Source organism: Marivivens sp. ABH4_498 (assembly GCF_056160585.1).
The window spans coordinates 16,646-42,050 of the sequence record NZ_JBSWXL010000001.1; the positions used below are offsets into that span (position 1 = coordinate 16,646).

The following is a 25,405-nucleotide window of genomic DNA, read 5'->3' on the forward strand; positions in this document are numbered from 1 at the left end:
GGGGCCGCTATGCATATTCTGGATAAAATCAAAGCCTACAAACTGGAACATGTTGCGGCCTGCAAAGAAAAAGCGCCACTGGCCGAGGTCGAAGAGCGCGCCCGCGCCGCGTCCCCCGTGCGCGGCTTTGCCGAAAACCTGCAGAACGCAGCACGCGATGGGTACGGGCTGATCGCCGAAGTCAAAAAGGCCAGCCCGTCCAAAGGTTTGATCCGCGCCGATTTCGACCCCGCGGTATTGGCCAAAGCGTATGAAGACGGCGGCGCAACCTGCCTGTCTGTCCTGACCGACGGTCCCAGCTTTCAGGGCGCTGACGACTATCTGGTTGCGGCCCGTGCAGCGACCAACCTGCCCGCCCTGCGCAAAGATTTCATGTATGACACCTATCAGGTCGCCGAAGCCCGCGCGTTGAACGCGGACTGTATCCTGATCATCATGGCATCCGTGTCCGACGCACAGGCCCAAGAATTGGAATCCGCTGCATTCGAATGGGGCATGGATGTGCTGCTAGAGGTCCACGACGCCGAAGAATTGGAACGCGCGACCCTGTTGAAATCCCCGCTGATGGGCATCAACAACCGCAACCTGAAAACCTTTGAAACGACGCTGGACACGACCCGCACCTTGGCCCGCATGGTGCCAGAAGATCGCACGATTGTCTGCGAAAGCGGCCTGTTCACACCCGAAGATCTGGCAGATATGGCCCGTTACGGCGCGCGCACATTCCTGATCGGCGAAAGCCTGATGCGTCAGGACGACGTGACCACCGCCACCAAAACGCTGCTTGCGAACCCGCTGCGCGCAGGGGGCATGTGATGTCGCTGACGCATTTCGACGATAGCGGGCAGGCGCATATGGTTGATGTTTCGGACAAAGACATCACATCCCGCATCGCCGTCGCCGAAGGCTACATCACGATGACGCCTGAAACGCTGGCTTTGGTCGTCGAAGGCCGCGCCGACAAAGGCGACGTTTTGGGCATCGCCCGTTTGGCTGGGATCATGGGCGCGAAAAAAACCGCCGACCTGATCCCGTTGTGCCATCCCCTGCCGATTACCAAAGTATCCGTGGACTTGACGCCTGACCATGATCTGCCAGGCGTTCGGATTTCTGCGACGGTCAAAACGACCGGAAAAACAGGCGTCGAAATGGAGGCATTGACCGCCGTATCGACCGCTGCATTGACCGTTCATGACATGGTGAAAGCCGTGCAAAAGGATATGGTGATCGGCGGCATCCGCGTCACATTGAAAGACGGCGGTAAATCAGGTCGGTTCGAGGCATGATTTCCGTCACCGAAGCACAGGACCTATGCCTTGCTTTGGCTGCCCCTATGGGGACCGAAACGATTTCCATTGAACAGGCGAACGGCCGCGTTCTTGCCTCTGCGGTCGCGGCGCAGCGCGCGCAGCCGCCTTTTGCGTCGTCTGCGATGGACGGATACGCGATCCAATCATCCGATGCTGTGATTGGCCGCACCTTAACCGTCATCGGGGAATCCGCCGCTGGTCACGGGTGGAACGGCCAGTTGTCTGCTGGGGAATCTGTTCGGATTTTCACGGGCGCCCCTGTGCCCGTCGGCGCAGACACCGTCGTGATCCAAGAGGACGTCACCCGCCAAGGCGACACGATCACAATCAATCCGAACCTTGGAACTGGAACAAACATTCGCCCTGCTGGCGTGGATTTCAACGCAGGTTTCACTTTAGATGCGCCGCGCCTTTTGCGCCCCGTAGACCTTGCCCTGATTGCCGCGATGAACGTGCCGCAGGTGACGGTATATGCAAAACCTACCGTCGGCATTCTGTCCACAGGTGACGAACTGGTCATGCCCGGCGATGCGCCAACGTCTGATCAGATCATTTCATCGAATGTTTTCGCGATCAAAGCGATGATCGAAGAGGCTGGTGGCGCCGCAACCATTTTGCCAATCGCGCCCGACACCGAAGACGGATTGCGATCCGCGATGCGCGACCTGATGGGGTTTGATGTTGCGATTACAATCGGGGGCGCATCCGTTGGCGAATATGATCTGGTCGGCAAAATCGGTGACGAACTGGGGCTAACGCGCAGTTTCTACAAAATCGCGATGCGTCCGGGCAAACCATTGATCGCAGGCCAATTCGGAACGCGCCCGTTTTTGGGACTGCCAGGAAACCCTGTTTCATCGATCGTTTGCGCAAAACTGTTTGTTGTCCCTCTTATTAAAAAGATGATTGGACGAAACGACATTTTGCCGTCCCCGATAACGGCCCAATTGGCCCACGACCTGCCTGCCAATGGTCCACGATTGCATTACATGCGTGCAAGCCATGAAAATGGACTGGTCACAGCCGCACATTCCCAAGACAGCAGTTTATTGTCCGTCATGGCGGCGTCGAATTGCCTGATCATTCGGCCCATTGGCGATCCTGATCGAAAATCAGGCGATACGGTTGAAATTTTGCCGCTGTAGCACAGCAGAGTTGACACAAAACAAGAACAACTATAGAACACCTGTGAACATGCGAACTAACCGCAACCGAACAGGACGCCGATATGCTGACCAAAAAACAGCTACAACTGCTTGAATTCATTCACAAACGGGTTCAACAAGACGGCGTTCCGCCTTCTTTCGACGAAATGAAAGAAGAATTGGGTCTGCGTTCCAAATCTGGCATCCACCGTTTGATCACAGGATTGGAAGAACGCGGATACATCACGCGACTTGCCCACCGTGCGCGTGCGTTGGAAATCACCCGCTTGCCCGATGCGATTGCATCGAAAACAGGGTTCAAACCGCGCGTCATCGACGGTGATCGTCCTGATAGCACGCCACCAGCCGCGCAACCTGTTACGGGCTCTGCCGCATTGGAATTGCCTGTTATGGGCCGTATCGCAGCAGGTGTTCCGATCGCTGCAATATCGGAAGTGTCGCATAACATTGCGGTTCCTCAGTCCATGATCGGTGCTGGCGAACACTATGCACTAGAGGTCAAAGGGGATTCGATGATCGATGCCGGCATTAACGACGGCGATATCGTGATCATTCGAGAAACCAAATCGGCGGACAATGGGGATATCGTCGTCGCATTGGTCGAAGACGCCGAAGCAACGCTGAAAAAATTCCGACGCCAGAATGGCATGATCGCGCTAGAGGCAGCGAACCCAGCCTATGAAACGCGGATCCTACATGACCATCAGGTCAAGGTGCAGGGCCGACTGGTCGGGCTAATCCGCAGTTATTGATGAAGATAAGGCAAGGCCCCGCCATTCCACAGGCGGGCCCCTGTCACATCACGGGCGGTAACGATGGTGCCGTTTTGATGGATCGCGACTGCCCCAACCTGTCTCAACAGGTCGATATCATAGACGGTGCAAGGTCGTTCGATATCATCGGATTGGTTCGTAACTAAAATATCCGCGTCGTCACATCCCTGAATGCGCCCCAATGCCGTTTTACCACTGGCAAGCAGCAACGTTCGATCCGCCACCTGCGTTTGAAAAATCCGTTCGTTCACGCGCCAACCTTTGCGGGCGAAGGCAACAGCCTGAGACGCGGCATCTCCATCGTTTTCCAGCCAGCTTTGCACTGCAAAACCATCGCCGCGTTCTTTGGTCACGGAACGGCCTTCGTCAGTCATTACACCAAACACTGCGCCACTATCTGCGATCAGGATCGCTGGCCTTTCTGTCTGCGACCACAGATAAAACGCCAGCACCAAAACTGGGACGCCGGCAAACCGACCGGCCCCGCGCCATGCTGCCAAAATCAAACCGCCGATGGTGATCAAGCCTAGGACATATGGCGCTGGCGAAACAATGTGCCCCACTGCGCCGTCCCATGACGCCACCATTTGGGCCACGAACAATATCCATCGCAGCCCAATATCCATCACAATCAAACCTAATTCGCCCAAACCAATCGGCGCGAGGCAGGCCGCAATAACAGCCCCCGGCATAACGATCATGCCCATCACCGGCACCGCCAAAAGATTTGCGATCAGGCCATAATGCGAAATTTGGTTAAAATGCGCGGCGCCAAACGGCGCGGTGGCCAACCCCGCGATAAAGGATGAAAAAAACAAACCAAATGCAGCCCGCACCCATTTAGGGTATTCGATCCCGATCCCTCGGATTGCTGAAAATGCCGCGACCAAAGCGGTCGTCGCCGCAAAAGACATCTGAAACCCTGGACCCACGACTTCTTCGGGTTCGATGATCAATATGCAGGTTGCGGCCATCGCGACAGATCGCAAAGTAACGGCCCGCCGATCTAGAATGACAGCCGCAAACATCACCGCGACCATGATAAACGCGCGTTCCGTCGCCACTGCAGCCCCCGACATCGCAAGGTAAGCCGCCCCTGCGCCAATCGCGCAGGCCGCTGCGATTTTTTTGACGGGATACCGCATGGCCACGCTGGGAAACAACGCAGCCCCCACGCGCAAGCACGTAAAAACAAACCCTGTCAAAAGCCCCATATGTAGCCCAGAGATCGCCAAAAGATGCGCAAGGTTGGTGGCCCGCAATTGCGCCATGACCTGTGCATCAATCACACTGCGGTCGCCTGTCAGGATGGTCGCGGCGAACCCTGCGGTTTTCTCGGGCATTTTTTCCAAAACGCTGCGCTGAATAGATTGCCGCAGACGTGGCATCATAGGCACATCGCCATACGACCCCGCCAATAAAACCGGAGTCCGCGTGTACCCAACCGCACCTAGGCCCGAAAACCACGCCGCCCTTTGAAAATCATATCCCCCCGGCTCTACCGGACCAGAGGGCGGCGACAGATGGCCAGTCATCATAATCCGCATTCCGATTTGCGGCACGTCGGGGTAAATATCGCCATGGACCGAAACACGGACCAAACGCGGCGTGCGATCGGGGTCCATCCATTCCAGACGCACATCGGATAGCGTCAATCGTATCGCGCCTGATTGCGACCGATCGATGTGTTTGATGCTACCTTCGATGGGGCCGTAATATCGAAACGTCAGCTGCGGTTCTGCGACATAGTTCGCACGCAGTGTGGACAGTCCGATGCCCAGCAAAACAAAGGACACAGCCAAAAACAGCGGTCCAATCGTTCGAAACCATAGCCCGATAATCGCGCAGATAATCATTACCGCCATCCCAACGGCCAGTGCGCGAACAGACGGTTCCGCCCCCATGGCGAAATACCACACAGCGCCTGCGCCGATGCAAACGGGAACCCAGACCGACAAATGGCCGCGCTGCGCTGCCCAATGTTGTGCCAACAGCAATGCTAGTCGCACTTGTCCTGTCCTTGTTCCGCCTATATCCCCCTTTTTGAGCCGACCATGGTTAGCGAAAGGTTAATTTACCCATGTCCAATACGCCCGTTGTCACCCGCATTGCTCCGTCTCCGACTGGCTATATGCACATTGGTACCGCCCGCACGGCCCTGTTCAGCTGGCTGTATGCCCGCGCCCGCGGCGGCAAATTCCTGTTGCGGATCGAAGACACAGACCGCGAACGGTCCACGCCAGAGGCAACCGACGCAATCCTGAAAGGCATGGACTGGCTGGGTCTGGATTACGACGGCGAAGCGATCAGCCAATTCGCCCGCGCCGATCGCCACCGCGAGGTTGCGATGGACATGCTGGCAAAAGGCGATGCCTATAAATGTTTCAGCACCCAAGACGAAATTCAGGCGTTCCGCGATGCGGCCAAGGCCGAAGGCAAATCCACCCTGTTCCGCAGCCCGTGGCGTGATGCCGACCCAGAAACGCACCCCGATGCCCCATTCGTGATCCGCGTTAAGGCGCCATTGGACGGCGAAACCGTGATCGACGATCAGGTACAAGGCAAAGTCACCATCAAAAACAACCAGCTGGACGATATGATCGTTCTGCGTTCGGACGGCACGCCCACCTATATGTTGGCCGTTGTTGTGGACGATTATGATATGGGCGTGACCCACGTTATCCGCGGCGACGACCATTTGAACAACGCGGCGCGCCAAATGCTGGTTTACCGCGCGATGGAATGGCCCCTGCCCGTTTATGCGCATATCCCGCTGATTTTCGGCCCCGACGGCAAAAAACTGTCGAAACGCCACGGCGCGACCGGCGTCGAAGAATATCAGATGATGGGCTATCCGGCGGCTGGCATGCGTAATTACCTTGCGCGTCTGGGTTGGAGCCATGGCGACGACGAATTCTTTACCGACGCGCAAGCGATGGAATGGTTCGATTTCGATGGCTGTGGCAAATCGCCATCTCGTTTTGATTTCAAAAAGCTCGAAAACTTGTGCGGTCAGCATATCGCGGCAATGGATGACGCTGCGCTGCTGCAAGAACTAGAGGCATTTTTGGCTGCAACGGACGCAAAACCACTTACGGATGCACAGCGCGACGCTATGGCGCGGGGCATGTATTGCCTAAAGGAACGTGCGAAAACTTTCCCAGAACTCATTGAGAAAGCGCACTTTATCCTAACGGATCGCCCGATTACCCCAGATGAGAAATCGGCAAAAAATTTGGATATTGTATCCCGTGGTATACTGAACGAATTGACGCCGCAGTTGCAAAATGCTAGCTGGGACCGTGACGCGCTAGAGGGGATTGTCGCAGCCACCGCAGAAGCCCATGATACCAAGCTGGGTAAACTCGCAGGACCGCTTCGTGCGGCGCTGGCAGGTCGGTCGGTAACCCCAAGCGTTTTCGATATGATGCTTGTCCTAGGGAAAGATGAAACCATTTCCCGACTACAAGACGCAGCCGCCTAAACCGACTGTTACAATCGGTCGTTATAGGACGGAATTCAGGACCATCCCGAAGGGGCGTAGCGCGCCCCGCGGGACTCTAACAGGGGATTTTAAATGGCCGATACACAAAAAACCGCTACGCTGACCATCGACGGGCAGTCGTATGAACTACCGATTCATTCGCCTACCGTTGGCCCGGACGTCATCGACATCCGCAAACTGTATGGTCAGGCTGGCGTATTCACTTACGACCCTGGCTTCACCTCGACTGCGGCCTGTGATTCCACCATCACCTATATTGATGGCGACAAAGGCGAACTGCTGCACCGCGGTTACCCAATCGACCAGCTGGCTGGCGACTCGCACTATCTAGAAGTTTGCTACCTGCTGCTGTACGGCAACCTGCCGTCGAAAACCGAACTCGAAAAGTTCGAAAAAACCATCACCATGCACACCATGATCCATGAACAAATGCATGGGTTCTTCCGTGGTTTCCGCCGTGACGCACACCCAATGGCAACCATGGTTGGTGTTGTTGGCGCAATGTCCGCGTTCTACCACGATTCGACCGATATCACTGACCCACGTCAGCGCGAAATCGCGTCGCACCGCCTGATCGCGAAAATGCCAACCATCGCTGCGATGGCGTATAAATATTCGATCGGCCAGCCGTTCGTGTACCCACGCAACGATCTGGATTACGCTGCAAACTTCTTGCACATGTGCTTTGCCGTTCCTGCCGAGGAATACAAAGTCGATCCGATCCTGTCGCGCGCAATGGACCGCATTTTCACCCTGCACGCAGACCACGAACAGAACGCATCGACATCGACCGTGCGTCTGGCATCGTCGTCGGGCGCAAACCCGTTCGCATGTATCGCAGCAGGCATCGCCTGTCTGTGGGGCCCTGCACACGGCGGCGCAAACCAAGCGTGTCTGGAAATGCTGAAAGAAATCGGTTCTGTAGACCGCATTCCAGAATTCATCGCTCGTGCAAAAGACAAGAACGATCCGTTCCGTCTGATGGGCTTTGGCCACCGCGTTTACAAAAACTTTGACCCACGCGCGACTGTGATGAAACAGTCCGCTGACGAAGTTCTGGATCTGCTGGGCGTCGAAGATAACCCAATCCTGCAGGTTGCGAAGGAACTGGAAAAACAGGCTCTGTCCGATCCATATTTCGCAGAGAAGAAACTGTTCCCGAACGTCGATTTCTATTCGGGCATCATCCTAGAGGCGATGGGTTTCCCAACCTCGATGTTCACTCCGATCTTTGCGCTGTCGCGTACCGTTGGCTGGGTCAGCCAGTGGAAAGAACAGCTGGGCGACCCAGGCATGAAAATCGGCCGTCCTCGTCAGTTGTACAAAGGCGAAGCCGCCCGCGACTACGTCCCTGTCGACGAACGCTAATACTACAAAAGGCCGCCCCAATCGGGCGGCCTTTTCATTCTGCGGGCGCGGAAATCTGCACTGTGGATTTTGGCCACCACGGACGCGGCTCTAGCCCCAATTCGTCGCGCCCTTTCATCAGCCACGCAGCACAAAACGCCCATATCGCAATAGATTCGAACCATAGGACAATGCGCAGGTCCATCACCATGCGCTGCGCTGTGCCTGATCCATGGACCTTGACCGTGGACGCTGCGATAATCAGAACCGTCATCACGACAATTGTCCCCCCGCACATCCGATAAATCCGCCCCCGTAACGGGTCGCAAAACCGCGGGAATTTAATGATGCACATATAGGCAAGGCTGACGAAAAAGATGATCGCCGACAGATAGTGGCCGGTGGTGGCGACATCTTTGCCCAGAATAATTTGCAATAACGTCGAAAAACCAGCCGCCTGCGGGCCTTCGTTTGGGAACATTGCGATCCCGACGGCTGCAAACCCAGCGATTCGATAGACGAAATCATCCGGAGACGTCCGAACCGCGCCACCACCATGTGTGATGAGGAAAAACGCGACCGCGCACATGATGCCAACAAACACATCACGTAGAACCGTATGATAATAATCAGAAATTGAGGGTTCGATATGGCGCAGGGGTAACAGACCGCCAACGATCAAAAACACAGGCAGCAGGATACCCAAATATCCCAGCGACTGCCGGACACGGAAATACGAATGAACCAGCTCTTCGCGGGTTACCTCGGACATAGAATAAACACTCGGAAACAAATACGGCGACAGGATGCCTGCCGCCGTACAGTCCGTCACTACAGGAAAACCTTACCGGCCTTCGAACTGCGGTTTGCGTTTTTCCAGAAATGCCATGACGCCTTCGCGGAAATCACGGGTGCGACCACATTTGCCCTGTAGCTTTGCCTCTAGGTCCAATTGGTCGTTCAAACTGTTTCCCTGCGACGCCCGCAATGCTTGTTTGATATACAGATATGTTTCGGTTGGACCTTGGGCCAGTTGCGCCGCGCGGGTGCGCCAATAGGCGTCAAACCCTTCGTCTGGAATAGACTCGTAGATCATGCCCCAATCCGCAGCCTTGCGTGCAGGGATTTTGTCGGCAAACAGCGCGGCACCCATGGCTTTGGCCAGACCGATCTGACGCGGCAAAAACCATGTTCCGCCGGCATCAGGGATCAACCCGATATTGGCAAAGGCCTGCATGAAATAGCTGCTTTCGGTCGCAATCACCACATCCGCCCCCAAAGCAAGGTTCGCCCCTGCCCCAACAGCCGGACCATTCACCGCAGAGATCACCGGCACAGGGCAATCATACATCGCATTCAGCATCGGCACGTATTCGTCGCGCAAAACGCGGGCCAGATCCAGATTTGCAGCATTACCGCCGTCGCCCAAATCCTGACCGGAACAAAACGCGGGTCCTGCCCCCGTCAAAACGATGACCCGCGAACGGGTTTGCGCGTCTTTGATCGCATGAGTGATTTCCGCACGCATCTGCGAATTCAGCGCATTCATTTTGTCCGGACGATTCAGCGTAATCACTGCGACATCGTCCGAAATTTCCAATTTAATGGCTGCGTAATCCATTGGCGCTCCTCTTCGCTTTGGGCAAAGGTTACTAAACGCCGACCGATTAAAAAGCGAAACCCAGCGTCACGATTTCAAAATTTCGTCCAGACGGGCCTTCTCTGCGTCGGTCAATCCAGACTGTGGTTCGGGTTTGCGGCGAATGGCCAAGGCCCCGAACATCATGGCCAAGATTAAAACCGCAATCGGTGCGATCCAAAGGATGATATTTGCGCCATCCGCCTGCGGTCTGAGCAAAACATATTCACCGTATTTATCAACGACGTAGTCAATGACGCTTTGTTTCGGATTGGCCGATACGAAACGATCGTCGGCACGTTCGATCAACGCGCCGATATCCAGTCCCGCATTATCAGCGGCGTCAAGAAACCGTTGGATATAGGGCTCATCAATCAAAAAATCATCGTTTGCCACATCCAACGACGCCATAATATCCCGCTGCGCTGTGGCAATTGTGGGGTCCATCGCGGGGGTATTAATCTCGGCGATCAATGCATCCAAATAGCCGACCAGCAACAAATCACGAACCAAAATTCGCAAATCACGGCTGATCGGAGCATTGGAATCGTCAATGTTTTCATTTTGGCAAACCGGACACCGCAGCCCCTGCGAAATGTCGCGCGCGGTGCTTTCCAGTAATGAATTTTCCAAAATTTCATCAGGCTGGACCGCTTGGGCGCTGCCTGCGAATATTAGGAATAGGGCGATTAAGACATGTTTCATTCTGCTGGCACCGCCCCTGTCGGTTTTTTCCGCGCGCCGGCAGCAACCCGCATGCGGCGATCCGTCAGCGACAACAGGCCGCCAATCGCCATCAGGATCGACCCACCCCAAATCCAATTGGCAAAGGGTTTGACATAGCTGCGTACAGCCCAGGCTCCGCTATCCTGCTGATCGCCTAAGACCACATAGATATCGCGCCAAAACCCGTTATCGATGCCGGCTTCGGTTGTTGGCATTCCGGCGACCGGATAGTTGCGTTTTTCAGGGTGAAGCGTTGCGATAAATTGACCATTTTTAGACACCGCAATCGTGCCATGCTGCGCGATATAGTTGCGGCCTTGGGTCGGGTCGAATTCCAATGTTTCAACGTTTTCCAACGTGAATTCATAGGCGCCCAATTCATAGGACCCGCCGATGTCCACAGTACGGATATCTTCGGTCTGCCAAGCCAGCATAGTGGCAATCGCAAACATCACGATACCCAAACCACTGTGCGCCGTGAATTTTCCCCAATCAGCACGCGGCAGGCGGCGAATACGCGACAAACGGTCAACGATCGATGCACGGCCTGCGCGCATCCACAGATCAACCATTGCGCCAAACACGACCCAAGCCCCCAGCAAAACACCGATCGGCCCCAACGCAGAACGACCCGTTTGCAATGCAAAAGCCAGCAACGCCAAAGCAACGGCCAATAGACCCGCAGCCCAAAGCGATTTCAGGACTCGACCCACCGTTCCCCGTTTCCATGCCAGCATAGCGCCCGGCGGCAAAATCAGGGCCAATCCGACAAAGAATGGCGTGAAGGCTTGGTTAAAGAACGGCGCACCGACGGACAGCGTGCGCCCCATCGTCATTTCAGCGACCAGTGGCCAAATCGTGCCGATAAACACAACGAATGCCGACACAGCCAGCAGCACGTTGTTGGCGACCAATGCGCTTTCGCGGCTGATGGTGGAAAATACGCCTTTTGCCTCTAGCGCATTTGCCCGCGCCGCGAATAGCGTTAGCGCCCCTCCGACAAAGAACACAAGGATCGCAAGGATAAAGACACCGCGTTCAGGATCGTTGGCAAACGCGTGGACAGACGTAATGACGCCCGAACGCACAAGGAACGTCCCCAACAGCGAAAACCCAAACGCCAGAATGGCCAACAGAATGGTCCAGCTTTTCAGGCTTTCGCGTTTTTCCGTAACAACAGCCGAATGCAACAGCGCGGCCGCCAACAACCACGGCATCAGCGATGCGTTTTCGACCGGATCCCAGAACCAAAAGCCACCCCAGCCCAGTTCGTAGTACGCCCACCACGACCCAAGCCCGATCCCTACGGTCAGGAACATCCACGCGGCCAAGGTCCACGGACGCACCCAGCGCGCCCAAGCTGCGTCCACGCGGCCTTCGATCAGGGCAGCGACGGCAAAGGAAAACGCCATCGATAACCCAACATAGCCCAGATACAGGAACGGCGGGTGAAACGCCAAACCGGGGTCTTGCAGCAGCGGGTTCAGGTCATACCCGTCAAACGGCGGGTTTTCGATGCGGATAAACGGGTTTGACGTGAACAGGATAAACGCGAAAAACGCCACGGATACCGCTGATTGTACGGCCAAAACGCGCGCCTTTAGCGTTTGGGGCAGATACCCGCCAAACCAGCTGGCACAGGCGCCGAATAGCGTCAGGATCAACAGCCACAACAGCATCGACCCTTCGTGGTTACCCCAGACGCCCGACACTTTGTAAAGCATCGGTTTCGCGCTGTTCGAATTTTCCAGCACCAAAAGCACCGAAAAATCTGACGTCACAAACGCATATGTAAGTGCGGCAAAACTGAAGGCCACCAGTATAAATTGCGATGTCGCCGCGGGGTCCGCGACGGCCATCCAGTTTGTCCAACCTTTGTGGGCCCCAATCATGGGGATAATCATCTGGATCAGCGCAATGCCGAACGCCAGAATCAGCGCGAAGTGTCCGAGTTCAGTAATCATGCCCCTGTTCTAACCGATCAGCGCCCGAGGCCAAATCAAAAGCCGGTTAGAACCATAGTCGGATTGACGCACCTATACGGAAAAACCGCCTGCGATGGCATAGCCAGTCACGGCCATAATCAACGCGCCCAAAACCAGGCGCACCAACCATTTTAGCATGTCTTCAATCGCATGAAGCCGCGTTTCGACTGTGCTACGCACGACCTGTTCGACGGCATGGCGCGTTTCTAACTGCGATAGACGCCTGTCGATTTGCTGCGCCCATTCATCCGTCATGTTCCTGCCTCCATGCGTCTAATGCGGGATTGTCGTTTGCGGTCGGAGCGGTCAACGCCGCCCCTGCCCCCAATGCCTCGATTGCGCGAACGCGCTGCGTTACTTCGACCGCTTGTGCAGCCGTGTTTGCAACCGATTGTTGGAATTCATGCGCTTTGGCCTGATGACGTGCGCCAAAATAGAACGACACGATCGCGCCCATCAGCCACCATAACGGTTCCGGCACCAACGCAATCCCCTGCATCCGCGCTGCGAACCAAATCGGATCGACCATCGCCATGACGAACAATCCCAACGTCCCAAAGGCCAACAAGGGACGGGGCAGACGGTTGGCTCCGTCTATCACCCGGTCGAACGCTCCCTTGTTGGTTCCTCCGAATTCTGCCGCGTATTGCTGCAACGCACGGCTTTTGCCATCCGCTTCTCGCGTTGCTGCGTTTTCGGCATTTTCAACAAAGGCACCCATGGTTTCTGTGACCACGTTGCGGCCTTCGCCGAATAACAAAACTGCGATTTGATTGATCAGCCCCATGTCGCCACCCGCGCCTGATGAGCGTCATCGCTAAGATGATATTTGGCCGAGATGAAGCTTTCTGCGCGGGTAATCCAGCCCCCTTTGCCTCCGTCACGGCGACGGGCAAATTTGCGCAGGCTAGGCCGAGAATCCCCCAGACCGTAGTAATAATTGCGCCGCGCGATCCCATAGGCATCGACCAGATGCGACGGCGCAGCATCATAGGCGCGATGGGTGGCGGCAATCGTTTGCGGCCCTAAAACGCCATCGACCGTAACGGCGATCCGCATATCGCATAGCAATCGTTGCAGGATCACAATCGCGTTCGACCCTGCGTTCACATACATATCGAACACGGTCGCCCACATCGGTTCGGGCAAATCGCGGATCATTGGTCTTTCGAAATAATGTTCGATAAAAATGTCGATCGCATCTTGGCGGTTCAACGCCCGAACGTCGCGGTCATCAATCTGGCCGTCAACATTTTTATCACGGCCCAATCGCCGTAGCGTTCCCAGCGTGACGCCATATTTGGTTGGCCCGCCCGGATCGGCGGGATCGTTTACATACCCACCCTCACGGGCGACGATGTCTTGTGCAATGGATTGGATTGTCTGCATGTCTTGGCCCCGAATTCTGCTCGGGACCAGACTGGCAGTGGTTTGTTAATTCGACGCCTCAGCAGCGTTCGGATCAACGTAAACGCCTGTTTCCTTCAGGCTGTCCATGACCTCTTTGGGCATGTACTCTTCGTCATGTTTAGCAAGGATTTCAGAGGCTTCGAATACACCATTGATGTATTTACCCGTACCGATCATGCCCTGATTTTCGCCAAACAGATCCGGCAAGATGCCCGTGTAGGTTACTGGAATGACCTCGGCACCGTCCGATACGCTAAAGGTGATTTCTTCGCTTTCGCCGCGGATCAAAGTGCCTTCGACCACCAAACCGCCCAAACGAAACGTTTCCGTTGGTTGGGGCGGTTCTGCGATCACATCCGAAGGGTCACGGTAAAAATTGATCCCGTCACGGAATCCGAACCCGATCAATCCACCCGCCAAAACAACCGCCACCAAAGTGATGATGATAATCTGGATACGACGTTTCTTTTTCAGGCTCTTCAAACCGCTCATGGGAACACCGGTGATAGCATCAGGCCTTCGGTTTCAGGCAGACCCAACATAAGGTTGGCGTTCTGTACGGCCTGACCCGACGATCCTTTGTTCAGGTTGTCTAGGGTTGATACGACCAAAGCGCGGCCAGTTTTACGGTCGCCGACCACGCCGATGTGACAGAAATTCGATCCCGTGACATGGCCCATGCCTGGCGCTTTGCCGAATGGCAGCACGACGATGAATGGCTCGTCTTTGTACTGTGACTCTAGGGCTGCGTGGATCGCAGCGGCGTCGCCTTTGACGTAGCACGATGCCAGAATACCGCGGCTGGCAGGCACCAGATGCGGCGTGAACATGATTTCCACGGGACGGCCCGCAATCGCGCTGAATTCCTGATCGAATTCACCCAAATGGCGGTGTTTACCGCCCTGTGCGTAGCCTTCGACGTTTGTGGCGCGTTCGGTGAACAGCATGTTTTCTTTGACGCTGCGGCCAGCACCGGACAGGCCATTTTTCAGGTCACAAATAATATCATCCAGATCGATCAACCCGCCCGCAATCAACGGACGCAGCGCAAACTGAACAGTCGCCGCGTTACAGCCCGTACCGGCCACCAGACGCGCGTTTTTGATATCTTCACGGTAGAATTCGGTCAGGCCGTAAACAGCCTCTTTCTGCAGTTCTGGGGCAACGTGTTCGGCGCCATACCAGAATTCATATTTTTTTGGATCACGCAGACGGAAATCCGCGCCCAGATCAACGACTTTGACGTTCGCAGGCAGATCACGCACCAACGCTTGGCTTAGGCCATGAGGCAGCGCAGCAAACGCCAGATCGATCTGATCGAAATCGATTTCTTCGATCGTGCATAGTTTCGGCAGGTCCAGATGGCGCAAATGCGGATAGACGTCCGACATTTCCATACCAGCCTTGCGATCAGCCGACAGGGCCGCAACACGCATGGATGGATGGGTCGCAATGATGCGAACCAGTTCTGCGCCAGTATATCCTGACGCGCCTAGGATAGCGACGTTATAAGTCATGATAGGCTCCTACTTAGGAGATGAGATAGGAAGTCTGGCAAAGCAGCGCAACCGCTGCAATGCCACTTTAGGCTGCGACGAATTCGACAGAACGTCGCAAGAATTGGGTCGCACGATCCGACACTTTGGATGGGTTACCCGTCGTCAGATATTTGGTTTCCGTGCCCGCGCCCAACATTTCAGGGCGGCGTTTCAGGTAATCCTCTAGGCTGGCAGCAACCAGATTGGCCTGAGAGAACACTTTGACATCAGGGCCAAGCGCGCTTTGGAATTCTTTTTCCATAATCGGATAATGGGTGCACCCAAGGATCGCAGCATCTGGTTCGGGCATCTTGCGCATCAATGCGTCAACGTGGCTGCGCACCAAAGCTTCGGCTAGGATCATGTCGCCATCTTCGATCGCGTCCACAACACCGCCGCAGGCTTGCGCTTCGACGTCGACACCGATGGCGCGGAACGCCAGTTCGCGCTGGAACGCGCGGCTGCGCACGGTCGCAGGGGTCGCGAATAGGGCCACGTGTTTCACCTCGACCTCGCGGGGCGGCGAATTATCGCCCCACTGGCGCTCGGTCAGGGCCTCGATCAGGGGAACGAACACACCCAGCACGCGTTTGTTTTTCGGCACCCAGCTTTCTTGCATACGGCGCAGCGCGGCTGCAGAGGCGGTGTTACAGGCGATGATCACCAGATCACAGCCTTCGGCCCACATACGTTCAACCGCTGCGGTGGTGAGGTTATAAATATCTTCGGCATCGCGCACGCCATATGGCGCATGCGCGTTATCACCGAAATAAACAAAGGGAACGTCAGGCAGGCGTTTCTGGCATGCATCCAGAACCGTCAATCCACCCAAACCGCTATCAAAAACCCCGACCGCCATTAGCGTTTCCTGTATTTGGCCTCAAATTCGAAGCCTGTCGTATTTGTTGAAACAGGCCTTGGGCTTAGGTCATACGTTGCTTTGCGCAGGAAATCCATCATCGCTTTGGGGTCTGAACGGAATTGCGCCAAAACGTCGGGCGAAATCGGTTCACCGACAGCGATTTTAACCTTGGAACCGACCCGCGCTTTGAATTCACGGATCAGCATCCCCATGCGCAACGTGTAATTCATGCGGCTGGCCATCTGGAACAATCGGCTGTTATGCCCGTCGAAATAGATGGGCACGACCGTCGCCCCCGATTTGGCAACCATTTTCGCTGTAAAATTCCGCCACATCGGATCTAGCGGACGGGCAAAGGTGCTGACGGCTGTTGAAACCGTTCCCCCGGGAAAAATACCAACACAGCCGCCTGATTTGACGTATTCGACCGCCGCAGCGCGGGTTTGCAAATTCGCGCGCATAGCCTCTTTGGTTTCGTCGAAATGGATTGGCAGAATGACCCGTTCCAAATCTTCGGCACGACGAAACACCTGATGCGCCATGACTTTGAAATCACCGCCGCGCCGTTCGGACAAAATGCGCCCCATCATCAATCCGTCCAGAATGCCAAACGGATGATTTGCCACCACAACCAACGGCCCTGTGCTGGGAATATTCGCCAGATCGCCGCGAAAGACATCTACATCCAGATGATACCGTTCGGCCATGACCTGCCAAAAATCGCGGCCCTGTGCGACTTCGGCATCATATCCTTTGGCGCGCCGGATCAATCGAAGGCGACCGGTCGCGTTCTCCATAATACGAACGACGGCACGCCCCCCTTTGGACGACATCGCAGAGGCGTAACTGATATCTTTGGCGACATGTCGCATTTCAAACCCTTTGAACGATTCTTGCTAACCTTAGCCAAGAAAGGCAAATTTCGTCACACTGCTGCATCATTTACAGGCGATTAATCCAGCGATTATAAAATCAAATGTGGAAAATCCGTAATTTGTGCAACACTGTGGTTGCATAGCTCCTATGCACGTTAGTAATGAGCCGCAAAACCAAAAACGAAGCAGTGAACGAAAGTCTGAATAATGGATTGGGACAAGCTCCGCATATTTCACGCAGTTGCCGACGCTGGGTCTTTGACTCACGCGGGCGACACACTGCACCTGTCCCAATCGGCCGTGAGCCGCCAAATCCGTTCGCTTGAAGATTCGCTGAACACAACGCTGTTTCACCGCCATGCCCGCGGTTTGATCCTGACCGAACAGGGCGAATTGCTGTTCGACGCCACCCGCGCCATGAACAAACGCCTAGAGGCCGCCGCCGCCCGCATTCGCGACAGCGAAGAAGAGGTGTTTGGCGAACTAAAGGTCACGACGACCACGGGATTTGGCACCATGTGGCTGGCCCCGCGTTTGTCGAAACTGTACGAAAAGTACCCCGATCTGAAAATCGACCTGATGTTGGAGGAACGGGTTTTGGACCTCCCCATGCGCGAAGCCGACGTCGCGATCCGCATGAAGGAACCATCACAGGCCGATTTGATCCGCAAACGCCTGATGAACATTCGCATGCGTCTATACGCGACGCAGGATTATATCGACAGCCATTCGCCAATCGAAAAACTGGACGATATCGCGTCGCACCGCCTAATTTGCCAAAATCCAAATGCCGCGCAGGTCGCAGCAGGTGCGACATTGGTATCACACCTACTTAGCAACGACGTGCAAAACACCCTGACCGTCAACAACTACTTTGGGGCGCTTCAGGCCGTTCTAGCGAACCTAGGCGTCGGCGTTTTGCCCGATTACCTGACCGAAGATTTCCCGCAACTGGTCCGCGTTTTGCCTGACACAGAATCCGGCGAAGTCCCTGTTTTCTTGGCATATCCCGAAGAACTGCGGCAATCCAAACGCGTCGCTGCATTCCGTGATTTCGTCCAAGAAGAAATCTTTGCCCACCGCCGAAAAATTCGGGATCAGCTGATACCAGAGTAAGTTGACATGCGCTGAGCGCATAGCGGACATGCGCACTTTGCGCCGCGTTTTTTCTTGATTGCTCAAAAATCAATCTCTATCTGCACCCTTGAAGGCGCTGATGCTTATACGCTTGGCACTTCATACCTCCCTGTTGGACTTCGCCGGGCATTGTCCCGGCGATTTTTTTTGCCCTAACGGCACCGGCAGGCCTTCCCCCCAAGGCGTTCCTGCCCTAATAGGGCGGCATTCTATGCCAGCGGGGAAAGTTTCCATGGAAGATCCAAAAATCACCGAAGACCTGATTGCAGCGCACGGCCTAAAGCCGGACGAATATCAAAGCATCCTCGAGATTATTGGACGCGAACCAACTTTCACCGAAATGGGCATCTTTTCGGCGATGTGGAACGAACACTGTTCTTATAAGTCGTCGAAAAAATGGCTGCGCACACTGCCAACCGAAGGCCCACAGGTTATCTGCGGTCCAGGTGAAAATGCGGGTGTTGTCGATATCGGCGACGGTCAGGCCATCGTTTTCAAAATGGAATCGCACAACCACCCGTCCTACATCGAACCGTACCAAGGCGCGGCAACCGGTGTTGGCGGCATCCTGCGCGACGTATTCACTATGGGCGCCCGTCCGATTGCAGCGATGAACTCGCTCTCGTTCGGTGAACCATCCCACCCGAAAACCAAACAGCTGGTTAACGGCGTCGTCGAAGGCGTCGGCGGCTATGGTAACTGTTTCGGCGTTCCAACCGTCGGCGGCGAAGTCCGCTTCCACCCTGCCTATAACGGCAACTGTCTGGTGAACGCATTTGCTGCTGGTCTGGCTGATGCGGACAAAATCTTCTACTCGGCTGCGTCGGGCGTTGGTATGCCTGTTGTGTACCTAGGCGCGAAAACCGGCCGTGACGGCGTTGGCGGCGCGACCATGTCCTCCGCTGAATTCGATGACACCATCGAAGAAAAACGCCCAACCGTTCAGGTCGGTGACCCGTTCACCGAAAAACGCCTGATGGAAGCCTGCCTAGAGCTGATGAAAACCGGCGCTGTCATTTCGATCCAAGACATGGGCGCTGCAGGTCTGACCTGTTCCGCTGTTGAAATGGGCGACAAAGGCGGTCTAGGCATCAAACTGGAACTGGACCGTGTTCCTCAGCGCGAAGAAAACATGACAGCATATGAAATGATGCTGTCCGAATCCCAAGAACGCATGCTGATGGTTCTGAACCCAGAACTAGAAGCCGAAGCGCGCGCCGTTTTCGTCAAATGGGATCTGGATTTCGCAATCGTAGGCGAAACCATCGCCGAAGACCGTTTCCTGATCGTTCACGGCAACGAAATCAAAGCAGACCTGCCGCTGTCGAAACTGTCGTCGTCGGCACCTGAATATGATCGCCCTTGGGTCGAAACCCCAGCGGCAGAACCACTGGCCGACGTTCCTGGCGTTGACCCAATCGACGGCCTGCGCGCGCTGATTTCGTCGCCAAACTACGCTGGCAAACAGTGGGTCTACGAACAATACGACAGCCAAGTTATGGGCGACACCGTCCGCAAACCTGGTCTGGGCGCTGGCATCGTGCGCATCCACGGCACCGACAAAGCAGTTGCTTTCGCCGCTGACGTGACCCCGCGCTACGTCAAAGCGAACCCAATCGAAGGCGGCAAACAGGCCGTTGCCGAAGTGTACCGCAACCTGACCTCGGTTGGTGCGAAACCACTGGCCACCACCGACAACCTGAACTTTGGCAACCCTGAAAAGCCAGACGTCATGGGCCAATTCGTTGGCGCGCTAAAAGGTATCGGCGAAGCCTGCATCGCGCTGGACACCCCTATCGTGTCGGGCAACGTGTCGCTGTATAACGAAACCGACGGCGAAGGCATCCTGCCAACCCCAACCATCTGCGCCGTGGGCCTGATCGAAAACATCAACGATGCGATCACCGGCACTGCCCGCGATGGCCACGTTGCGCTGGTCGTTGGCACCACCAACGGTCACCTTGGCCAATCGGCTCTGCTGGCCGAAGTGTTCAACCGCGAAGAAGGCGACGCGCCTGCCGTTGATCTGGCAGCCGAAGTTGCAAACGGCGATTTCATCCGCGCAAACCGCGACCTGATCGGCGCATGTACCGACCTGTCCGATGGCGGTCTGGCACTGGCAGCATTCGAAATGGCGGAAACCGCGGGCATAGGCGTGACTTTGGACGCGGGCGACACCCCGACCCTATTCGGCGAAGATCAAGGCCGCTACCTAATCTCAACCAGCTTTGACAAAGCTGAGGCTCTGATGACCGCTGCGGGTGCTGCTGGCGTGCCGATCGCGATGGTTGGTAAATTCGGCGGCACCGACGTGTCGTTCGGCGGCGTATCTGCACCGCTGGCAGAACTGGCGGACACATTCCGCACATCGTTCTACACCTCGATCCACTAACGAAAATGGCCCGCCTCGCGCGGGCCTTTTTGCCTATGGACCTGCCCGACCTCAAATCCGATTGCATGAACTGCGCGGCCTTGTGCTGCGTCAGCCTTGTTTTGGACAAAGGCAAAATGTTCGCCATCGACAAAGAGGCAGGTAAACCCTGCCCCAATCTGGGCGGCCACCTGTGTACCATCCACGACGATCTAAAGGATCGCGGGTTTCAGGGCTGTATCAATTATGAATGCGCAGGCGCAGGCCAGCGCGTGACGCAAATGCGGTTCAACGGCGAAAGCTGGCGTGATGCGCCCGAATTACTGCCCGCGATGATGCGTGACTTTGCCAATCTGCGCCCCCTGCACGAACGCATGACGATGTTGGTCGCGGCTGAAAAATATCCTTTGCCCGACGAATTGGAACAAATGCGCCAGAAACTGCTGCGCAAACTGTCGCGGTCTTGGGCCGATACACCGCAAATGTCTGCTGATTTCGACGCCTTCTTGGAAAAACTGCGGCCGATTGCCCGCGCCTAGGGCTGCATTCAGCTTGCAGCGGTTATCCGCAGCGCCTATTTCTATAGGTAATACAGGAGGCCCGCATGGCGATCACAGCAGAACAGATTGAAACGCTAATCCGCGAAACCTTTCCGAACGCCCAGATTCAGGTTCAGGGCGACGACGGTCAGCATTTCGCGGCAATGGTCGTAGACGAAAGCTTTCGCGACATGAACCGCGTGCAACAACAGCGCGCTGTTTATGCTGCTCTCAAAGGTAAAATGGACGGCTCCCACGGCGAACTACACGCACTGGCGCTGACCACCAAAGCTCCGGAATAAGGAAATACAAATGTCCGCTGCAGACAAAATCACCGAAACAGTCACCAACAACGACGTCGTGCTATACATGAAAGGCACCAAAACCATGCCTCAGTGCGGTTTTTCGTCCCGCGTTGCTGGCGTTTTGAATTTCATGGGCGTCGACTATGCCGACGTTAACGTTTTGGCCGACGAAGAAATCCGCCAAGGCATCAAAGATTATTCGGATTGGCCAACCATCCCGCAGCTATACGTCAAAGGCGAATTCGTCGGCGGCTGCGACATTATCACAGAAATGACCCTGTCGGGTGAATTGGATGACCTGTTCGAAAAATCCGGCGTGACCTTCGATAAAGAGAAAGCCGACCAGATCCGGGCGGCAAATCAACAATAAACGACAAAGGGCGCCCATCGGGGCGCCCTTTGTCCATTCGGTAACCGTTGGTTAATCCAATCGACGTTCACGACATTCGCGAAACAGGGTCGCTTCGCTGCCTTTGTCGGCGTCAAACCACCCCAGCATTGCGCGATCGTCCTCGACCCACCAAACATAGTCAGACAGCACAGGCGAATTTTGATACCGTTTGCCTTGCGCGGATGGGGTTGCGGTCAAAATTGTAAAATGTTCCTCGGCGCGCAGGACAACTTGATCAGGCCCGCTCGATTCAACGTAAACCACATCAATCGCTACATCGCGTTCACAGCGATAGTGAACATGTTCTATTTCTGCTGCTTGCGCAGCGGTCCCTAATAAAACGGTAAATGCAGCAATTGCTTTGATCATGTGTTTACTTTTTCCTCTACTTCATCGGCCAACGCCTCTGCGCGCGCAGCCAATTCCTTGAGCGAGTCTGTCACCGCTGTCGGCACGACAGGCACCTCTACCTTCACTGGGTCGGCGACTTTCGCTTCCAGCTCAGCCACCTTCGCCTCGGCCGCGCGCAGGCGGTCTTCGATTGCGACAGTTTTGTCCGCCAGCAACAACCCCGCCATCAGCAACATTTGCGGTTCTGGCATACGCTGCGATTGCGCCACGATGGCTGATGCTTCGACATCCAGAATCGAAGCCGCGGTTTTCAAGAAATCTTCTTCGCCGGACTGGCATGCGACCTGAAATTTACGGCCACCAACGGTGATATCTACCTGCGGCATTATTTCGCCCCCTCGATGATCGGTTTCAGCTCGTTCAAAATCGCTCCGACTTCTTCTGCTTCGGCGGAACGCAACGCTTTGATCGCGTCCAATTCGGCGGCCATAGCGCGGTTGATCAGCTCTGCCTCGGTTGATCCGTTAACGGCAGCGATCCGCAATTTTTGAGACGCCTCCGACAAATCCACCTGACGGATGCGCAACTCTTCCAGTTTTTCTTCGAACGTGGCGGATTGCGTTTTTGCGGCTTCAACCTTGGCCGTTAAATCAGCGACCATGCCGTCTTGGCGGTCTTTCAAGGCTTTGACGCGCTCCTCTAATTGGGATTTCGCGTCTTTTTCAGCAGCCAATTGGGCTTCTAGCTCGGCAATTCGGTCTGACTGATCGTCGACTTCAACTGGCGCGGCCTCTGCGGCGGGTGCCGCCACGGATAAATCTTTCACACCTGCCCGAATACGATCCAGCGCGGCTGTAATCCGGCTTTCTAGTTCGCTGATTTCTGTCATCTGCCTGTCCTTTTCCGCAACGGGCGATGCGCCCTGTTACCGCTTACTTAAGCATCCCCTGCCAAGGGTACGAATCGAAAGTTATTTTTCTCAGCGTAATTTATTGCCTTCGGGCCGCAAAGTCCTGCGCCAGAACGCGCAAGAACAGGGCCTGACGCAAGAGTCTAACTTGATCTTGGGGCTATGGCTGATATGACGCTTTCAAACCTAACGCACAGATGCAAAGGATTGGATCATGGATATTGCTGCACTGCGCGCCGCGCACCCTGAACATTGGATGAAAGCGGCTGCCATTCGCACGCTGACACTGGACGCTGTTGCTGCCGCGAACTCGGGTCACTCGGGTATGCCGATCGGCATGGCAGACGTTGCAACCGTTCTGTTCCAGAACCACCTGAATTTCGACCCAAAGGCGCCGCTGTGGCCAAACCGTGACCGTTTCATCCTGTCCGCAGGCCACGGTTCGATGCTGATCTATTCGCTGCTGTATCTTACCGGCTACGAAGAAGTCCCACTGGAGCAGATCAAAAACTTCCGCCAGATGGGCGCGAAAACGGCTGGTCACCCAGAAAACTTCCTACTGGACGGCGTCGAAGTCACCACCGGCCCACTGGGTCAGGGCATTTCGAATTCTGTCGGTTTCGCCATGGCCGAAGAAATCCAGCGCGCGCGTTTCGGCAAAAAAGTCGTTGATCACTACACCTATGTGATCGCTGGCGACGGCTGCCTGATGGAAGGCGTATCCCAAGAGGCCATCGGTCTGGCCGGCAAACACGAATTGTCGAAACTGATCGTGTTCTGGGACAACAACAACATCACCATCGACGGCACCGTAGACCTGTCCGACAAAACCGATCAGGTCGCCCGTTTCAAAGCGTCGGGCTGGCACGTTCAGGAAATCGACGGTCACAACCCAGCAGAAATCGATGCGGCAATCGTTGCTGCAAAGAAATCGAAACTGCCTTCGATGATCGCATGCAAAACCCACATCGCTCTGGGCCACGCAGCACAAGACACATCCAAAGGCCACGGCGCACTGACCAACGCCGAACAACTGGCTGAAGCCAAGAAAAACTACGGCGCAGAATGGGCTCCGTTCGAAATCCCTGCCGACATCAAATCGCAGTGGGAATCGATGGGCACCCGCGGCGCAGAGGCTCGCGCAGCATGGGAAACCACCTTTGCTGGTCTGTCGGCGAACAAGCAGGCGGAATTCAACCGTCAGCTGGCTGGCGAAGCACCAAAGAAACTGTCGGCCGTTATCCGCGCGCTGAAAAAACAGATCTCCGAAGAACAGCCCAAAGTCGCGACCCGCAAAGCGTCTGAAATGGTTCTGGAAGTCGTGAACCCGATCATGCCTGAAACCGTTGGCGGTTCGGCTGACTTGACCGGTTCGAACAACACCAAAACCGGCGATCTAGGCATCTTTGATCCAGAAAACCGCGCAGGTCGTTACGTGTACTACGGCATCCGTGAACACGGTATGGCGGCTGCAATGAACGGTATGGCGCTGCACGGCGGCGTTCGCCCATACGGCGGCACGTTCATGTGTTTCACCGACTACGCACGCGGCGCGATGCGTCTGTCGGCGCTGATGAAACAGTCGGTTGTCTACGTGATGACCCACGATTCCATCGGTCTGGGCGAAGACGGTCCAACGCACCAGCCTGTTGAACATCTAGCAATGCTGCGCGCGACCCCGAACACACTGGTGTTCCGCCCTGCAGACACCGTTGAAACCGCAGAGGCATGGGAAATCGCACTGACCCAAACCGAAACACCTTCGGTTCTGGCCCTGTCGCGTCAAAACCTGGCAACTGTTCGTACCGATCACAAAACCAAAAACCTGGTCGCAGGCGGTGCATATGTCCTGAAAGATGCCGAAGCAGGCAAACGTCAGGCCATCATCATGGCAACCGGTTCCGAGGTAGAGATCGCTCTGGCTGCGCGTGACATCCTAGAAGCCGAAGGTATCGGCACCCGCGTTGTTTCCGTGCCTTGCATGGAACTGTTCGACGCACAGGACGAAACCTACCGCAAAAAGGTTCTGCCAGCTGGCCCAGTGCGCGTCGCTGTCGAAGCTGCAGTTCGCCAAGGTTGGGATAAATACCTGCTGGGCGAACGTGGCCGCGAACAAAAAGCCGGCTTTGTCGGCATGACCGGTTTCGGCTCGTCCGCGCCTGCCGATGAACTGTACGCAAAATACGGCATCACCGCACAGAACGTTGCGGATCAAGTCAAAGCGCTGCTGTAAGGCAGCCGCGTGAGTAATCCTGAATTACTCAG

General features: G+C 55.6%; 27 protein-coding genes. 12 read left to right on the forward strand and 15 right to left on the reverse strand.

The features are described from left to right. Positions 1-9: 9 nt before the first annotated feature. The 4 genes from trpC (at position 10) to lexA (ending at position 3,228) form a co-directional block, all read left to right on the forward strand. Positions 10-816 carry an indole-3-glycerol phosphate synthase TrpC gene (gene trpC, locus ACXAGA_RS00080; RefSeq protein WP_475115491.1) on the forward strand — a complete coding sequence of 269 codons (807 nt, stop codon included), beginning with the start codon at positions 10-12 and terminating at the stop codon, positions 814-816. Next, positions 816-1,286, forward strand: a complete 471-nt coding sequence (gene moaC / locus ACXAGA_RS00085) for a cyclic pyranopterin monophosphate synthase MoaC (RefSeq protein WP_475115492.1) — start codon at positions 816-818, stop codon at positions 1,284-1,286. The genes trpC and moaC overlap by 1 nt, the downstream gene beginning before the upstream one ends. Further along, the gene (locus tag ACXAGA_RS00090; RefSeq protein ID WP_475115493.1) at positions 1,283-2,455 is read left to right on the forward strand and encodes a molybdopterin molybdotransferase MoeA; all 1,173 of its coding nucleotides are present in this window, start codon (positions 1,283-1,285) and stop codon (positions 2,453-2,455) included. The genes moaC and ACXAGA_RS00090 overlap by 4 nt, the downstream gene beginning before the upstream one ends. A gap of 83 nt (positions 2,456-2,538) precedes the next feature. After that, entirely contained in the window at positions 2,539-3,228 is a 690-nt protein-coding gene (lexA, locus tag ACXAGA_RS00095; RefSeq protein WP_475115494.1) for a transcriptional repressor LexA, read from the forward strand. On the opposite strand, the gene ACXAGA_RS00100 is transcribed toward lexA, so the two are convergent. Further along, the gene (locus ACXAGA_RS00100; protein WP_475115495.1) at positions 3,222-5,258 is read right to left on the reverse strand and encodes a ComEC/Rec2 family competence protein; all 2,037 of its coding nucleotides are present in this window, start codon (positions 5,256-5,258) and stop codon (positions 3,222-3,224) included. The genes lexA and ACXAGA_RS00100 overlap by 7 nt on opposite strands. 71 nt (positions 5,259-5,329) lie before the next feature. Here ACXAGA_RS00100 and gltX point away from each other — a divergent pair, with 71 nt between their 5' ends. Both gltX and gltA read left to right on the forward strand, forming a co-directional pair. After that, complete coding sequence (gene gltX, locus ACXAGA_RS00105; RefSeq protein WP_475115496.1) at positions 5,330-6,733, forward strand: glutamate--tRNA ligase; 1,404 nt, start codon at positions 5,330-5,332, stop codon at positions 6,731-6,733. 93 nt (positions 6,734-6,826) lie between these two features. Further along, a complete protein-coding gene (gene gltA, locus ACXAGA_RS00110) occupies positions 6,827-8,122 on the forward strand; it encodes a citrate synthase (protein ID WP_475115497.1) in 1,296 nt (431 codons plus the stop codon). A gap of 34 nt (positions 8,123-8,156) precedes the next feature. On the opposite strand, the gene ACXAGA_RS00115 is transcribed toward gltA, so the two are convergent. The 11 genes from ACXAGA_RS00115 to ACXAGA_RS00165 form a co-directional block, all read right to left on the reverse strand. Next, a complete protein-coding gene (locus tag ACXAGA_RS00115; protein WP_475115498.1) occupies positions 8,157-8,873 on the reverse strand; it encodes a hypothetical protein in 717 nt (238 codons plus the stop codon). A gap of 72 nt (positions 8,874-8,945) precedes the next feature. Continuing rightward, positions 8,946-9,722: an enoyl-CoA hydratase-related protein gene (locus ACXAGA_RS00120; protein WP_475115499.1), complete on the reverse strand. Its 777-nt coding sequence runs from the start codon at positions 9,720-9,722 to the stop codon at positions 8,946-8,948. A gap of 66 nt (positions 9,723-9,788) precedes the next feature. Continuing rightward, complete coding sequence (locus ACXAGA_RS00125; RefSeq protein ID WP_475115500.1) at positions 9,789-10,445, reverse strand: cytochrome c-type biogenesis protein; 657 nt, start codon at positions 10,443-10,445, stop codon at positions 9,789-9,791. After that, a complete protein-coding gene (locus tag ACXAGA_RS00130; RefSeq protein ID WP_475115501.1) occupies positions 10,442-12,430 on the reverse strand; it encodes a heme lyase CcmF/NrfE family subunit in 1,989 nt (662 codons plus the stop codon). Before ACXAGA_RS00130 ends, ACXAGA_RS00125 begins: the two co-directional genes overlap by 4 nt. A gap of 72 nt (positions 12,431-12,502) precedes the next feature. Further along, on the reverse strand, positions 12,503-12,706 hold the full coding sequence (locus tag ACXAGA_RS00135) for a pseudouridine synthase (RefSeq protein WP_475115502.1): 204 nt from the start codon (positions 12,704-12,706) through the stop codon (positions 12,503-12,505). Further along, a complete protein-coding gene (locus ACXAGA_RS00140; protein ID WP_475115503.1) occupies positions 12,696-13,238 on the reverse strand; it encodes a holin family protein in 543 nt (180 codons plus the stop codon). Before ACXAGA_RS00140 ends, ACXAGA_RS00135 begins: the two co-directional genes overlap by 11 nt. Then, positions 13,229-13,840 carry a holin-associated N-acetylmuramidase gene (locus ACXAGA_RS00145; protein WP_475115504.1) on the reverse strand — a complete coding sequence of 204 codons (612 nt, stop codon included), beginning with the start codon at positions 13,838-13,840 and terminating at the stop codon, positions 13,229-13,231. The genes ACXAGA_RS00140 and ACXAGA_RS00145 overlap by 10 nt, the downstream gene beginning before the upstream one ends. A 45-nt stretch (positions 13,841-13,885) precedes the next feature. Beyond that, on the reverse strand, positions 13,886-14,344 hold the full coding sequence (gene ccmE / locus ACXAGA_RS00150) for a cytochrome c maturation protein CcmE (protein WP_475116200.1): 459 nt from the start codon (positions 14,342-14,344) through the stop codon (positions 13,886-13,888). 5 nt (positions 14,345-14,349) lie between these two features. Next, positions 14,350-15,378 carry an N-acetyl-gamma-glutamyl-phosphate reductase gene (gene argC / locus ACXAGA_RS00155; RefSeq protein WP_475115505.1) on the reverse strand — a complete coding sequence of 343 codons (1,029 nt, stop codon included), beginning with the start codon at positions 15,376-15,378 and terminating at the stop codon, positions 14,350-14,352. Between the two features lie 67 nt (positions 15,379-15,445). Continuing rightward, on the reverse strand, positions 15,446-16,258 hold the full coding sequence (gene murI / locus ACXAGA_RS00160) for a glutamate racemase (protein WP_475115506.1): 813 nt from the start codon (positions 16,256-16,258) through the stop codon (positions 15,446-15,448). Further along, positions 16,258-17,133: a lysophospholipid acyltransferase family protein gene (locus tag ACXAGA_RS00165; protein WP_475115507.1), complete on the reverse strand. Its 876-nt coding sequence runs from the start codon at positions 17,131-17,133 to the stop codon at positions 16,258-16,260. Before ACXAGA_RS00165 ends, murI begins: the two co-directional genes overlap by 1 nt. Before the next feature lie 210 nt (positions 17,134-17,343). Between ACXAGA_RS00165 and ACXAGA_RS00170 the strand changes: the two genes are divergently transcribed. The 5 genes from ACXAGA_RS00170 to grxD all read left to right on the forward strand — a co-directional run bounded on the left by ACXAGA_RS00170 (position 17,344) and on the right by grxD (position 21,858). Continuing rightward, the gene (locus ACXAGA_RS00170) at positions 17,344-18,252 is read left to right on the forward strand and encodes a LysR family transcriptional regulator (RefSeq protein WP_475115508.1); all 909 of its coding nucleotides are present in this window, start codon (positions 17,344-17,346) and stop codon (positions 18,250-18,252) included. 253 nt (positions 18,253-18,505) lie between these two features. Next, positions 18,506-20,665 carry a phosphoribosylformylglycinamidine synthase subunit PurL gene (gene purL, locus ACXAGA_RS00175; RefSeq protein WP_475115509.1) on the forward strand — a complete coding sequence of 720 codons (2,160 nt, stop codon included), beginning with the start codon at positions 18,506-18,508 and terminating at the stop codon, positions 20,663-20,665. A 35-nt stretch (positions 20,666-20,700) separates the two neighbouring features. Then, a complete protein-coding gene (locus ACXAGA_RS00180; RefSeq protein WP_475115510.1) occupies positions 20,701-21,183 on the forward strand; it encodes a hypothetical protein in 483 nt (160 codons plus the stop codon). 65 nt (positions 21,184-21,248) lie between these two features. Next, positions 21,249-21,485, forward strand: coding sequence for a BolA/IbaG family iron-sulfur metabolism protein (locus ACXAGA_RS00185; protein ID WP_475115511.1), 237 nt, complete (start codon positions 21,249-21,251; stop codon positions 21,483-21,485). 10 nt (positions 21,486-21,495) lie between these two features. After that, complete coding sequence (gene grxD, locus ACXAGA_RS00190) at positions 21,496-21,858, forward strand: Grx4 family monothiol glutaredoxin (protein ID WP_475115512.1); 363 nt, start codon at positions 21,496-21,498, stop codon at positions 21,856-21,858. A 51-nt stretch (positions 21,859-21,909) separates the two neighbouring features. Here grxD and ACXAGA_RS00195 read toward each other — a convergent pair whose 3' ends face one another. From ACXAGA_RS00195 to ACXAGA_RS00205, 3 genes are read right to left on the reverse strand one after another with little or no spacing between them, the layout of a single operon-like run. Next, a complete protein-coding gene (locus ACXAGA_RS00195) occupies positions 21,910-22,248 on the reverse strand; it encodes an MliC family protein (RefSeq protein WP_475115513.1) in 339 nt (112 codons plus the stop codon). Beyond that, the gene (locus tag ACXAGA_RS00200) at positions 22,245-22,616 is read right to left on the reverse strand and encodes a cell division protein ZapA (protein WP_475115514.1); all 372 of its coding nucleotides are present in this window, start codon (positions 22,614-22,616) and stop codon (positions 22,245-22,247) included. Before ACXAGA_RS00200 ends, ACXAGA_RS00195 begins: the two co-directional genes overlap by 4 nt. Then, positions 22,616-23,119 (reverse strand): hypothetical protein, encoded by a 504-nt coding sequence (locus tag ACXAGA_RS00205; protein WP_475115515.1) that lies wholly within the window; start codon positions 23,117-23,119, stop codon positions 22,616-22,618. Before ACXAGA_RS00205 ends, ACXAGA_RS00200 begins: the two co-directional genes overlap by 1 nt. 235 nt (positions 23,120-23,354) lie before the next feature. On the opposite strand from ACXAGA_RS00205, the gene tkt reads away from it, so the two are divergent. Beyond that, positions 23,355-25,373 (forward strand): transketolase, encoded by a 2,019-nt coding sequence (gene tkt, locus ACXAGA_RS00210; RefSeq protein ID WP_475115516.1) that lies wholly within the window; start codon positions 23,355-23,357, stop codon positions 25,371-25,373. Positions 25,374-25,405 lie beyond the last annotated feature (32 nt).

Coding starts and splice junctions, on each gene's coding strand:
- gltA (WP_475115497.1), top strand. CDS start 6,827: ATGGCCGATACACAAAAAACCGCTACGCTGACCATCGACGGGCAGTCG.
- ACXAGA_RS00180 (WP_475115510.1), top strand. CDS start 20,701: ATGGACCTGCCCGACCTCAAATCCGATTGCATGAACTGCGCGGCCTTG.
- argC (WP_475115505.1), bottom strand. CDS start 15,378: ATGACTTATAACGTCGCTATCCTAGGCGCGTCAGGATATACTGGCGCA.
- trpC (WP_475115491.1), top strand. CDS start 10: ATGCATATTCTGGATAAAATCAAAGCCTACAAACTGGAACATGTTGCG.
- ACXAGA_RS00130 (WP_475115501.1), bottom strand. CDS start 12,430: ATGATTACTGAACTCGGACACTTCGCGCTGATTCTGGCGTTCGGCATT.
- ACXAGA_RS00185 (WP_475115511.1), top strand. CDS start 21,249: ATGGCGATCACAGCAGAACAGATTGAAACGCTAATCCGCGAAACCTTT.
- ACXAGA_RS00165 (WP_475115507.1), bottom strand. CDS start 17,133: ATGCGACATGTCGCCAAAGATATCAGTTACGCCTCTGCGATGTCGTCC.
- gltX (WP_475115496.1), top strand. CDS start 5,330: ATGTCCAATACGCCCGTTGTCACCCGCATTGCTCCGTCTCCGACTGGC.
- lexA (WP_475115494.1), top strand. CDS start 2,539: ATGCTGACCAAAAAACAGCTACAACTGCTTGAATTCATTCACAAACGG.
- ACXAGA_RS00170 (WP_475115508.1), top strand. CDS start 17,344: ATGGATTGGGACAAGCTCCGCATATTTCACGCAGTTGCCGACGCTGGG.
- ACXAGA_RS00145 (WP_475115504.1), bottom strand. CDS start 13,840: ATGCAGACAATCCAATCCATTGCACAAGACATCGTCGCCCGTGAGGGT.
- ACXAGA_RS00140 (WP_475115503.1), bottom strand. CDS start 13,238: ATGGGGCTGATCAATCAAATCGCAGTTTTGTTATTCGGCGAAGGCCGC.
- grxD (WP_475115512.1), top strand. CDS start 21,496: ATGTCCGCTGCAGACAAAATCACCGAAACAGTCACCAACAACGACGTC.
- purL (WP_475115509.1), top strand. CDS start 18,506: ATGGAAGATCCAAAAATCACCGAAGACCTGATTGCAGCGCACGGCCTA.
- ACXAGA_RS00125 (WP_475115500.1), bottom strand. CDS start 10,445: ATGAAACATGTCTTAATCGCCCTATTCCTAATATTCGCAGGCAGCGCC.
- ACXAGA_RS00090 (WP_475115493.1), top strand. CDS start 1,283: ATGATTTCCGTCACCGAAGCACAGGACCTATGCCTTGCTTTGGCTGCC.
- moaC (WP_475115492.1), top strand. CDS start 816: ATGTCGCTGACGCATTTCGACGATAGCGGGCAGGCGCATATGGTTGAT.
- ACXAGA_RS00115 (WP_475115498.1), bottom strand. CDS start 8,873: ATGTCCGAGGTAACCCGCGAAGAGCTGGTTCATTCGTATTTCCGTGTC.
- ACXAGA_RS00205 (WP_475115515.1), bottom strand. CDS start 23,119: ATGACAGAAATCAGCGAACTAGAAAGCCGGATTACAGCCGCGCTGGAT.
- ACXAGA_RS00120 (WP_475115499.1), bottom strand. CDS start 9,722: ATGGATTACGCAGCCATTAAATTGGAAATTTCGGACGATGTCGCAGTG.
- ACXAGA_RS00135 (WP_475115502.1), bottom strand. CDS start 12,706: ATGACGGATGAATGGGCGCAGCAAATCGACAGGCGTCTATCGCAGTTA.
- ACXAGA_RS00200 (WP_475115514.1), bottom strand. CDS start 22,616: ATGCCGCAGGTAGATATCACCGTTGGTGGCCGTAAATTTCAGGTCGCA.
- murI (WP_475115506.1), bottom strand. CDS start 16,258: ATGGCGGTCGGGGTTTTTGATAGCGGTTTGGGTGGATTGACGGTTCTG.
- ACXAGA_RS00195 (WP_475115513.1), bottom strand. CDS start 22,248: ATGATCAAAGCAATTGCTGCATTTACCGTTTTATTAGGGACCGCTGCG.
- tkt (WP_475115516.1), top strand. CDS start 23,355: ATGGATATTGCTGCACTGCGCGCCGCGCACCCTGAACATTGGATGAAA.